Genomic DNA, 11,070 nt, shown 5'->3' on the forward strand with positions numbered 1-11,070 from the left:
GCGGATCAATGATCGGCACCATCCTCTTTCTCATGTTCATGATCCTGCTGCTGGGCGGCGTTCCGATTGCCGTCGCCCTTGGCCTGGCGGGTGCCTTGGCCATCGCGCTGGCGGATCAGACGCTCATGGCGATGCCGACCAACGTCTATGCCGGCATCGCGAAATACCCGCTGATCGCGATCCCCATGTTCGTGCTGGTGGGCTGCGTGTTTGACCGCACGGGCGTCGCACTGCGCCTCGTGAAATTCGCGACCGCTCTGGTGGGTGCTGGGCGCGGGGCGCTGGCCTCGGTCGCTGTGCTTGTCGCCATGATCATCGGCGGCATTTCAGGCTCGGGCCCCGCCACCTCTGCCGCGGTCGGCCAGGTGGTGACGCGCGGCATGGTGAAGGATGGCTATCCGCGCCCCTTCATCGCCGCCACCGTGGGAGCCGCGGCAGCGACGGATATTCTCATCCCGCCCTCCATCGCCTTCATCGTCTATGCGGTGATGGTGCCCGGCGTCTCGGTGCCGGCGATCTTCATGGCGGGGATGTTCCCAGGGATTTTGGCGGGCTTTGCCATCATCGTGCCCATCCTCATCATCTCCTGGATCAAGGATTTCGGCGGCAAGAATCCGGATCGCGACGAGAATTCCATCTGGCAAAGCTTCAAGGAGGCGATCTGGGGGCTGATGGCGCCGGTCGTCATCCTGGGTGGCATGCGCATCGGCGCCTTCACGCCGACGGAAGCGGCCGTGATGGCGGTGTTCTATGGCCTGTTCGTCGGCTTCTTCATCTATCGCAGCATGACGATGAAGGACCTCTACGAGATGCTCGTGGAGGCGGGGGAGATCTCCGCCGTCATCCTCATCATCATCGCCCTCGCCAGCGTCTTTGCCTGGTCCACCTCCACGCTCGGCATCGTGCAGCCCATCGCGGGCTGGATCGTGGGGCTGCAACTGGGGGAATACGGGACCATCGCGCTGCTCATGGTGGCGCTGATCTTCATCGGCATGTTCCTGGATGGCGTCTCCACCTTCCTGATCCTGCTGCCGGTGCTGATCCCCATCGCCCGCGCCTTTGAGTGGGACCTGACCTGGTTCGGCGTGATCCTCACCATGAAGATCGCGATCGGCCAGTTCACGCCGCCCATGGCGGTGAATTTGATGGTGAGTTGCCGCATCGCCGGCGTCACCATGGAAAGCACCATCCCCTGGGTGGTCTGGATGATCCTGGCCATGTTCGTGGCCCTCGCCTTGGTGGTGGGCTTTCCGGGCATCGCGCTCTGGCTGCCGCGCGTGATGGGCATGATGTGATCAAGGGCGGGGGGCTTGCCGAAACGCCCCGCCTGTTCCCGAATGGCCGCAACAGAATCAAAGGGAGCGAAAATTGATGTCCAGCATGGAATCCCTGCGCGATCCAAACAGCCTCACGCGCCTTCTGGCGCCGCGCAGCTTCGCCGTGGTGGGCGTCTCGGCCGAGCCGACGGGGTTCGGCGCCCGCACCGTGCAGAACATGCGCGATTTCGATGGCCCCGTCTGGTGCGTGAACCCGAAATATGCGGGCCAGGAATTGCACGGCCGCCCCTGCTACGGCTCGGTCGCGGATCTGCCGGGCGCACCTGATTCCACCGTCATCGCCCTGCCCCGCCCGGGGGTGATGGATGCCGTGCAGGCGCTGGCCAAGAAGGGCGGCGGCGGTGCGGTGATCTACGCCTCCGGCTATGGCGAGACGGATTTGCCCGAGCGCGCGGTGGAGGAGGAGGTGCTGCGCGAAACCGCGCGCCGTCTGGGCTTCCCGCTGCTGGGCGCCAATTGCCTGGGCTTCGCCGATCATCGGCAGCGCGCGGGTGCCACCTTCATGCCGGATTACGTGAAGCTGACGGCCCCGGCCGGCGGTGTCGGCGTGGTCAGCCAATCCGGCGCACTCGGCTATGCGCTGATGCAGGCGGCCGAGCGCGGCTTCGCCATGTGCCATATGGCGACGGCGGGCAATGCGACGGACCTGGATGTGTGCGACCTCGCCGCCTTCCAGCTCACCATTCCCGAATGCCGCAGCATCGCCCTGGTGGTGGAGGGGCTGCGCGATGCGCGGCGGCTGTTTGAGCTGGGCCGCATCGCGGAGGGCATGGGCAAGACCATCGTCGTGCTGAAGCTGGGTCGTGGTGAGATCGGCGCCAAGGCCGCAGCCTCGCATACCGGCTCACTCGCGGGTTCCAGTGCCGCCTGGTCGGCCGGCTTCAAGCGGGCGGGCATGCTGGAGGTGGAGGATTTCGACGCGCTGCTCGAAACCTCGGGCTTCTTCGCCAAGGCCGGGCCGCCGAAGGGCCGCGGCGTGGGCATCGTGACACCTTCGGGCGGGGCGGGGATCATGGCGGCCGATCACGCGGAATTCCAGGGCCTCGCCTTGCCGCAGCCGGCCCCCGAGACGGAGCGCGTGCTGCGCTCGGCCATTCCGGATTTCGGCAGCCCGCGCAACCCTTGCGACCTCACGGCGCAGGTGGCCACCAACCCGAAATCCTTCGAGGAATGCATGGTGGCCATGCTGGCGGATGAGCAATACGCGACCGTCGTCTTCCCGGTGGTGTATCACAACCCCGCCCCCACCGCGACGCCGGCCCGGATGCGCACGCTGGAGCCGATGGCCGCCGCCGCCGGCAAGCCCATCTGCATCATGTGGGTGCCGGAAAGCCTGGAGGGCCCGGGGGCGGAGGCGGCCGATGTCAGCCCCAACCTGGTGCTGTTCCGCTCGACGCGGCGGATGATGAATGCGCTGCGCCTGTGGTTCCAGCGGCATGATCCCAAGCCCGCCGCCGGTGCGGTGGATGCGCAGGCCAGCGCCGCCGCCGCCGCCATTCCGGGCGGCGCGGCCACGCTGATGGAAGCCGCCGCCAAGGCCGCCTTCGCCAAGGCCGGACTGCCCGTGGTGGCCGAACACCGCGCAAAGGACGCGGCGGGTGCCGTCGTGGCCGCGCAGGCCATGGGCTTCCCCGTGGTGCTGAAGCTGGACAGCCCCGATGTGGCGCATAAGACGGAAGTGGGCGGGGTGGAGCTGAACCTCGCCGATGCCGCCGCCGTCACCGCCGCCTTCGCCCGCATCATGGCGGGGGCCGCCAAGCATGCGCCCAAGGCTCGGGTGGATGGCGTGCTGGTGCAGCGCATGGAGGCGCGCGGCGTGGAGCTCATCCTGGGCGCGCGGCGCGATCCGCAATTCGGCACCATGGTGCTGGTCGGCTTGGGCGGCGTGCAGGCGGAGCTCTGGAAGGATGTGGCGCTGGATGTGGCCCCCGTCTCGGCCGAAGGCGCCATGGCCATGCTGCGCAGCCTCAAGGCCTTCCCGCTGCTGGACGGCTTCCGGGGCAGTGCCCCCATGCCGGTGGCCGAGATCGCCGCCACCATCGCCCAATTCTCAGCCTTCGCCGCCGCGATGGGCGACCGGCTGGAGGAGGCGGAGATCAACCCGCTGGTCTGCCGGCCGGATGGCTGCGTTGCGGTGGATGGGCTGATGATCCTCTCGGCCTGATACAATCTGGCCGATTCCAGTGCGGCGGCTTCTGGTCTATGCTGCACTGCATGAACCTCCGCCGCAGCCTTGCCTGGCTCTCCCTCGCTGCCCTCCTGGCCAGCGCGCTCCCCTACCGGCCGGCCAGCGCGGTCGAGCCGGGCTCCGAGCACATGCTCGCCCATCGGGCGGCCTATCGCCTGAAGCTGGACAGCGTGCGCGACAGCGCCTCCATCGAGCAGGCCGAGGGGATCATGCTGTTCGAGGTGATTGACGCCTGTGACGCCTGGGCCTCACGCCAGCGCTTCACCCTGCTGGTCAGTGACCGGGATGGCAACGTGGTCGAAACCACCTCGGACTACGCGACGCTGGAGGCCAAGGATGGCTCCTCGCTGCGGTTTTCGCTGACGCAGACCACCGGCGGCGCCGTGACCTCCCGCGTGGCGGGCGATGCCAGCATCACGGCCACCGGCGGGCGCATCCGCTACCAGGAACCGGCGGCGACAGAGGAAGACCTGCCCGAGGGCACCATCCTGCCGATGATCCACACGCTGCGCAGCCTGGCCGCCGCGCGCGCCGGCCAGCGCATCTTCGTGGCCCCGCTGTTCGACGGCACCTCGGCCGATGGCGCGCAGGACACGACGACGATCATCTCCGGCGGCTGGATCGCCCCGCAGCCCAACCCGAATTTCCCGCTCCTGGCCACGCTCAGCAGTGCCCGCATGCGCATCGCCTTCTTCGACCGCAACGCGAGCGGCCAGGGGGGCGGCGCCTCGACCCCCGAATACGAGGTCAGCATGCGCTATTTCGAAAATGGCGTGGCCGACGAGATGAAGATGGATTTCGGCGAATTCGTCGTGGATGGGCGGCTCGGCGAATTGCAGCCCATCCCCTCGCCCTGCTGAGCCAACCGGCGGCGCGGCCCCGGGGATGTCCCCGCCGGATTCCGGGCTTCGGGTGGCCTGGCTCGTGCTGCCCCGCTCGGGCTCGCAATTCCTGGTGCAGCTGACGGCGGCGCTGCTTGGCCCCGCCATCAACCCGCATTCCTCGCTGACGCCGGGCCGGCGCGAGAAGGCCCTGCCCGGCCTGCTCTCGGACGCGGAGCGCGAGCATCGCTTCCGCCAGGCGGCCGCCGCCGGCACGCCGGAGCGCTACTTCGATGAGCTCGGCGTCCGCAGCGTGAAGATCGAGCATCCCTTTGGCGATGACCTGCCGGGGCGGCTCAGGCTGCGGCATCCCGCATGCCGCTTCATCGCCTCCATCCGGCCCTACCGGCAGATCGCCGATTCCCACGCCAATCTCTCCTGGGGGTTCTCGGCCGAGCGGCTGCTGGCGATCTACCGAAGCCACGTCGCCGGCCTCATCGCCTTCGCGGCCCGGGAGGAGGTGTTTTTCGTGGATATCGAACGGCACAGCCCCTTCGATGCGGCGGGCTTCGCCGCCTGGCTCGATGCGCCGGAGCGGCCGAATTTCCGGCGCATGGTGGAAGGCTGGCCCACCGTGAATGCCCGGGCGGAGCGCATCGCGCGCGATGGCGGGCGGGCCGATGCGGCGGAACAGCCCAGCGCCGCCCTGCTGGCCGAAGGTGCCGAACTGGATGAGCGCCTGCGCGCGCTGGCGGCCGAGAGCCATGCGCGGCTGAAAGCCCGCCTCAATCCAGGCTGAAGGCATCCCGTGGTGGCGGCGTGGCGCGGGTATAATCCTGCACGCAGAACGCCCCGCCCTGGTGCCGGCGGCCCACCTCGCTCGGGTTCAGCACGGCTTCCAGCTGCGCGCGGAACGCCTCGGCACTGTCCTGCGGCGCCCAGCCGATGCGCGCGCGGTGGTCACGCGCCCACCAGCTCGCGGGGTTGGCCGAAGCGCCCCAGATCACCGCATGCCCGGCGCGTTCCGCCGTCACGCAGGCCAGCACCAGCCGCGTGAGATCCGGATAGGAGAGCCAGGTGGAGAGTGCGCGCGCATCGCGCGGTTCGGGCAGGCAGGTGCCGATGCGCAGATTCACATTCTCGACGCCGTGCTTGTCCCAGTAGAGCCGGCCCATCAGCTCGCCATAGGCCTTGGAGAGGCCGTAGAAGCCATCCGGGCGGAACTGGCAGTCGAGGTCGAGGCTCTGCCTCTGCTCATGGAATCCGATGCTGTGGTTGGAGCTGGCGAAGACCACCCGCGCGCCCTCGCGCCGCGCCGCCTCATAGATGTGATAGAGGCCGCGCAGATTGGGGCCGAGGATCTCCTCGAAGAGCTGCTCCACGCTGATGCCGCCGAAATGCAGGATGGCGCCACAGCCCTCGGCCAGGCGCGCGACGGCCACGCCGTCATTGAGATCGGCGCGGGTGAAGCTGGCGCCCTCAGGCACGGGGTCCGGGAAGGGCGTGATGTCGGTCAGGCGCAGCGTCATCCCGGCGGCGGTGAGTTCGCGGGCGAGCATGCGGCCAAGCGCGCCGGAGGCTCCGGTGAGGAGCACGGGTTTCTGAACCATGGGTTTCATCGGGGGCGTTGTCCTTCCATAGTCAGCCTGTCGCAAATTCAGCAGGACGGCCAGATGCCCCGCCACGCCCATCCCACCATCGCCCATGCCGCCATCGCCCTGGAGACGGGCCGCACCACCGCGATCGCCCTGGTGGAGGAAGCCCTGGCCCGGGCGGCGGAGGGCGAAGGGCCGCGCGTCTTCACCACGCTGCACGCCAAGGCCGCGCGGGAACAAGCCCGGGCGATGGACCAGCTGCGCCAGGCCGGCCGCGCGCCCAGCCGCTTCGCCGGCATTCCCATCACCGTGAAGGACCTGTTCGACGAGGCAGGGCAGGTGACGCGCGCGGGCTCCGTCGCGCGGGATGGCGCCAAGCCCGCCACGGCGCCCGCCCCGGTGGTGGAACGGCTGAACCGGCAAGGCTTCGTGGTGCTGGGCCGCACCAACATGACGGAATTCGCCTTCTCCGGCCTCGGCGTGAACCCGCATTACGGCACGCCCAGCAGCCCCTGGGACCGCGCGACGGGACGGCTGCCGGGGGGCTCCTCCTCGGGGGCGGGGGTCGCTGCCGCGGATGGCATGGGGTTTGGCGGGCTGGGCACGGATACCGGCGGCTCCTGCCGCATTCCGGCCGCGCTGAACGGCGTGGTGGGCTTCAAGCCGACGGCGCGGCGCGTGCCCATCACAGGCGTGCTGCCGCTTTCGCCCTCGCTCGATTCCGTGGGGCCACTCGCGCGTTCGGTCGCCTGCTGCCACACGCTGGATGCGATCATCGCGGGCGCCGAGACGCCGGCCAGCCTGCCGGCGGTGAACCTCTCCGGCCTGCGCTTCGGCGTGCTGAACAACGTGGTGGAGGACGGCATGGAGGGCCAGGTGGCGCGGGATTACGCGCGCACCCTGGCGCGGCTGGAAGCAGCCGGCGTGAAGCTGGAAGACCTGACCCTGCCCGAGATCGAGCGCATTCCCACCATGAATGCGCGCGGCGGCCTGACCGCCTCGGAGGCCTATGCCTGGCATCGCTCGCTCATCGCCAGTGACGGCCCGCGCTATGATCCGCGCATCCTCAAGCGCATCGCCCGTGGCGAGGCGATGAGTGCGGCCGAATACCTCGATGTGATGCGCGCCCGGGCCGAGCTGATCGCGGCCCTCGCCCCGCGCACGGCGCCCTATGACGCCGTGATCTGCCCAACGGTGCCGCTGCTGCCACCCGCCATCGCGGAGGTGGAGGAGGAGAGCGAGTACAACCGCATCAACCTGCTGCTGCTGCGCAACACCACCATCGCCAATGTCCTGGATCGCTGCGCCATCAGCATCCCCTGCCACGTGGCGGGCGAGGCGCCGGTCGGCCTCATGCTGATGGGCGAGGCGATGGGCGATGCGCGGCTCTTTGCCATCAGCGCGGCCGTCGAGGCCTTGCTCGAATCATGAGGGCGCTGGAATTCGGCCCCTTGGAGTTTGGTTGGTACCTGCCGACCAATGGCGACACGACGCGCTATGCCGAAGGGCCCGATGTGGTGCCCGCCGGCACCGCGATGTTCGACCGCGTGGTTTCGGCGGCCGAGGCCGCGGGCTTCGAATACCTGCTGGTGCCCGTGGCGATCCCCTGCTGGGAAGCCTGGGTCACCACCGCCTTCATGGCCGGGCGTTCCAGCTCCATCCGCATGCTGGTGGCGGCGCGGCCGGGCTACATCAACCCCGTGATGCTGGCGAAGATGGTCACCACCTTCGACCAGCTGACCGGCGGGCGCATCGCGGTGAACCTCATCGCCGGGCAGTCGGAGGCGGAAAATGCCGCCGATGGCATCCGCTACGGCAAGGAGGATCGCTATGCGCTGATGGCCGAGGAAGTCGCCATCATGAAGGCGCTCTGGACGGCCGAGGCGCCGCTGGATTGGGAAGGGCGCTTCCACACGCTGCGCGGCGCGCGCGTGATCCCCCCGCCCCTGCAACGCCCGCATCCGCGTTTCTATCTGGGCGGCGGCTCCCGCCAGGCCTGGGAGATTTCAGCGGCGCATGCCGATGTGCATCTGTTCTGGGGCGACCGGCCGGAGGGCGTCGCCGAGCAAATGGCCGAAATCCGCGCCATGGCGGCCGCACAGGGGCGCGGCGACGCGTTGGGCTTCGGCATGCGGCTGCAGATCATCTGCCGCGAGACGGAGGAGGAAGCCTGGGATGCCGCGCAGGAACTCATCCGCGATGTGGGCGAGGAACGGAGTGCAGCCGTGCGCGCCAATGTGGCCAATTCCGTGGCCAATCAGCGCGTGCAGGCGCTCCTGGCCGAGACGGGCGGGCTGATCGCCCCCAATCTCTGGGCGGGCCTCGCGCGCGTCCGGCAGGGGGCGGGGATCGCCATTGTGGGCAACCCCACGCAATGTGCCGATGTGATCCAGCGCTTCATCGAGATCGGCTGCCACAGCTTCTGCCTCTCGGGCTATCTGCATGATGAGGAGGCCGAGCGCTTCGGCCGCCTGGTGCGGCCCATCCTGATGGCGCGGAATCCGGGGCGGTTGGCGGCCGTGAAGAATGCTTGATATGTGCGTTAATTGGACACACATATAAGCGATGACCAAGCATGCCACCACCGGCAAGCCCACCACCGGCAAGCCCACCACTGGCAAGCCCACCACTGGCAAGGCCAGCGCCCCCAAGCCACGCATCACGCGCGATGACCGCCTCGGTTTCCGCCTGGATGAGCAGACCAAGGGGCTGATCGAACGCGCCGCACAAATCGAAAGGCGCAAGGTGAGTGACTACTGCCTCGCCGCCATCGCCGAAGCCGCGCGTCGGACCGTCGCCGAGCATGAGACACTCCACCTCTCCGAGCATGACCGGGCCGCTTTTTTCGAGGCCATGATCAACCCGCCCGAACCAAGCGAAAGGCTTGCGCGCGCCTTCGGGGAGCATGGCCGCCGCGTCGGCGCGTAAGCCTTGGCGCAACCCGACCTGGTCGTCCTTACGCTGGATGACAGCCATGACCGCGGCGGCTTTTCCTGCGGGGTCGAGAGTCTGGATCGGTACTTCCTCACCCAAGCCGGGCAGGATCTGCGCCGCCGGGCCAATGGAGTCTTTGTGCTGGCAGCCCGGGCGGAGCCAGCCCGCGTCCTCGGCTACTATACGCTTTGTGCCACAGCCCTTGCGCCTGGCCATGTTCCCGAGGCCGCCCGCAAGCACATCCCCCGCACCCCGCTGGTCAGCGCCACGCTGATCGGCCGGCTCGCCGTGGCCCAGGACCGCCAGGGGCAGCGCCTGGGCGCGATCCTGCTGGCCGATGCGCTCCGACGGGCGCTGGCAAGTGCCGCGACGGTCGGCTCCTGCATGATCGTGGTGGATGCGCTGCATGACCGCGCGGCCGGCTTCCATGCCGCCCACGGCTTCGCTCGATTGCCCGAGTCCCTGCGCCTCGTCCTGCCGATGCGAAGCGTGGAGAGGATGCTGGCGGCGCCTACTCGCTGAGTTCGACCCAGCGCAGATAGGGCCGGTCCGCCTTCCAGCCCTGCGGGAAGCGCTTCGCCGCCTCCTCATCCGAGAGCGAGGGCACGATGATGGCGCGCTCGCCCGGCTGCCAGTTCACGGGTGTGGCCACCTTGTGCTTGTCGGTGAGTTGCAGGCTGTCGATCACGCGCAGCACCTCGTGGAAATTGCGGCCGGTGCTGGGCGGATAGGTGAGCGTGAGGCGCACCTTCCGGTTGGGATCCAGCACATAGACGGTACGCACGGTGATGGAGGGATCGGCCTCCGGATGGATCATGCCGTAGAGCTGGGAGACATGCTTGGAGGGGTCGGCGATCATCGGGAAGTTCAGCGCCGTCCCCTGGGTCTGGCGGATATCCTCGGCCCAGGCGTCATGCCGGTCCAGCGGGTCCACGCTGAGGCCGATGACCTTTACGCCGCGCTTGTCGAATTCGGGCTTGAGGCGCGCGGCCTCGCCCAGTTCGGTGGTGCAGACGGGGGTGAAATCCTTCGGGTGGGAGAAGAAGACCACCCATGAATCCTTCGCCCAATCGCTGAAGCGGATCGGCCCATCCGTGGTTTCGGCTTCAAAATCAGGGGCCACCTGGCCGAGGCTGAGCTGGGCGCCATATTGCAGTGTCATGGGAAAATCTCCGTGAGGGTGGCGAGCGCGATGAGCGCATAGGCCGCGATGGTCATGATGGTCACGTCCCGGGCCGGCAGCCAGGGTTCATCGGGGTAATCCTGAACCGGCGGCGGCGGCCCGGGGGTTAAGAATTCGATATCCGCCGCTTCGCTCCATTCAGCCATTCGCATGGCGCAATCCTCCCAGGGTCATTGTCACGGCGGGAACGCCCAGCGCCGCGACGGCGCCGATGATGATCATGGCGGGGGTGGGCAGCCCCGCGCGGCGGGCCTCCAGCGTGCATTGGCCGAGCGTGCTGCGCAGGATGGCCTGGCCCGGCAGGCTCGCCTGGGAAATCAGCGCGACCGGGGTTTGCGCCGGAAGCCCGCCGGCCAGCAGGCGCAGCGCCAGCTCATCGAGGCGGGAGAGCGCCATGAAGGCGGCAATGGTGCCGCCGGTCTGCGCCAGCGCCGCCCAGTTCAGCTCCGGCAGGGCGCCGCTCTCGTCATGCGCGGTGACGAAGGTGACGGCGGAGGCCATTCCACGATGCGTGATCGGGATTCCGGCGGCCGCCGGTGCCGCCATGCCGGCCGAGATGCCGGGAATGACACGCCAGGTGATCCCCGCCGCGTCACAGGCCTGGGCTTCCTCGCCCCCCCGGCCAAAGGTGAAGGGGTCGCCCCCTTTCAGTCGAAGGACCCGCAGCCCCGCCCGGGCGGCGGCCACGAGGCGGGCGTTGATCTTGGCCTGGGGCACCGGGGCGGCGCCCTTGCGCTTGCCCACCGCCACGATTTCGGCGCCCCGGCGGGCATGGCGCAGGGCAGCCCGGCCCGGCAGGGCGTCATGCAGGATGAGGTCGGCCTGGCCCAGCGCCTGGACGGCGCGCAGCGTCAGCAGATCCGGATCACCCGGGCCGGCGCCGCAGAGCCAGACTTCACCAGGGGGAAATTGCGGGCCGGCCAAGGCTGAAGCGGGGGCTGAGGCATATTGCACGATCATTAGACGTATATTCCACAATATCTGCTTGACGTGATCGTAGATAAATGCGGAA

General features: G+C 68.8%; 12 protein-coding genes. 8 read left to right on the forward strand and 4 right to left on the reverse strand.

Annotated features, from left to right (window positions below; all coding sequences use genetic code 11):
- Positions 1-8 precede the first annotated feature (8 nt).
- The 4 genes from LHU95_RS18030 (at position 9) to LHU95_RS18045 (ending at position 5,145) form a co-directional block, all read left to right on the forward strand.
- The gene (locus LHU95_RS18030) at positions 9-1,295 is read left to right on the forward strand and encodes a TRAP transporter large permease (RefSeq protein WP_248708333.1); all 1,287 of its coding nucleotides are present in this window, start codon (positions 9-11) and stop codon (positions 1,293-1,295) included.
- Between the two features lie 76 nt (positions 1,296-1,371).
- Positions 1,372-3,501 (forward strand): acetate--CoA ligase family protein, encoded by a 2,130-nt coding sequence (locus LHU95_RS18035; protein ID WP_248708334.1) that lies wholly within the window; start codon positions 1,372-1,374, stop codon positions 3,499-3,501.
- 50 nt (positions 3,502-3,551) lie between these two features.
- Positions 3,552-4,385, forward strand: coding sequence for a DUF1849 family protein (locus LHU95_RS18040; protein WP_248708335.1), 834 nt, complete (start codon positions 3,552-3,554; stop codon positions 4,383-4,385).
- Between the two features lie 25 nt (positions 4,386-4,410).
- Complete coding sequence (locus LHU95_RS18045) at positions 4,411-5,145, forward strand: hypothetical protein (protein ID WP_248708336.1); 735 nt, start codon at positions 4,411-4,413, stop codon at positions 5,143-5,145.
- On the opposite strand, the gene LHU95_RS18050 is transcribed toward LHU95_RS18045, so the two are convergent.
- Positions 5,132-5,956, reverse strand: coding sequence for an NAD(P)-dependent oxidoreductase (locus LHU95_RS18050; RefSeq protein ID WP_248708337.1), 825 nt, complete (start codon positions 5,954-5,956; stop codon positions 5,132-5,134). The genes LHU95_RS18045 and LHU95_RS18050 overlap by 14 nt on opposite strands.
- Positions 5,957-6,019: 63 nt before the next feature.
- On the opposite strand from LHU95_RS18050, the gene LHU95_RS18055 reads away from it, so the two are divergent.
- Genes LHU95_RS18055 through LHU95_RS18070 form a run of 4 tightly spaced genes read left to right on the forward strand, consistent with a single transcriptional unit; the run spans position 6,020 to position 9,397 of the window.
- Positions 6,020-7,372, forward strand: a complete 1,353-nt coding sequence (locus LHU95_RS18055) for an amidase (protein WP_248708338.1) — start codon at positions 6,020-6,022, stop codon at positions 7,370-7,372.
- 20 nt (positions 7,373-7,392) lie between these two features.
- On the forward strand, positions 7,393-8,475 hold the full coding sequence (locus LHU95_RS18060) for an LLM class flavin-dependent oxidoreductase (protein WP_248708339.1): 1,083 nt from the start codon (positions 7,393-7,395) through the stop codon (positions 8,473-8,475).
- A gap of 31 nt (positions 8,476-8,506) precedes the next feature.
- Positions 8,507-8,869, forward strand: a complete 363-nt coding sequence (locus LHU95_RS18065; protein WP_248708340.1) for a DUF1778 domain-containing protein — start codon at positions 8,507-8,509, stop codon at positions 8,867-8,869.
- A 3-nt stretch (positions 8,870-8,872) separates the two neighbouring features.
- On the forward strand, positions 8,873-9,397 hold the full coding sequence (locus LHU95_RS18070; protein ID WP_248708341.1) for a GNAT family N-acetyltransferase: 525 nt from the start codon (positions 8,873-8,875) through the stop codon (positions 9,395-9,397).
- Here the strand turns inward: LHU95_RS18070 and LHU95_RS18075 are convergent.
- From LHU95_RS18075 to cobA, 3 genes are read right to left on the reverse strand one after another with little or no spacing between them, the layout of a single operon-like run.
- A complete protein-coding gene (locus LHU95_RS18075; RefSeq protein WP_248708342.1) occupies positions 9,387-10,037 on the reverse strand; it encodes a peroxiredoxin in 651 nt (216 codons plus the stop codon). The genes LHU95_RS18070 and LHU95_RS18075 overlap by 11 nt on opposite strands.
- Entirely contained in the window at positions 10,034-10,210 is a 177-nt protein-coding gene (locus LHU95_RS18080; protein WP_248708343.1) for a hypothetical protein, read from the reverse strand. Before LHU95_RS18080 ends, LHU95_RS18075 begins: the two co-directional genes overlap by 4 nt.
- Positions 10,197-11,018, reverse strand: a complete 822-nt coding sequence (gene cobA, locus LHU95_RS18085; protein ID WP_248708344.1) for a uroporphyrinogen-III C-methyltransferase — start codon at positions 11,016-11,018, stop codon at positions 10,197-10,199. The genes LHU95_RS18080 and cobA overlap by 14 nt, the downstream gene beginning before the upstream one ends.
- Positions 11,019-11,070: the final 52 nt, after the last annotated feature.

This window comes from Sediminicoccus sp. KRV36 (assembly GCF_023243115.1).
GTDB lineage: Bacteria > Pseudomonadota > Alphaproteobacteria > Acetobacterales > Acetobacteraceae > Roseococcus.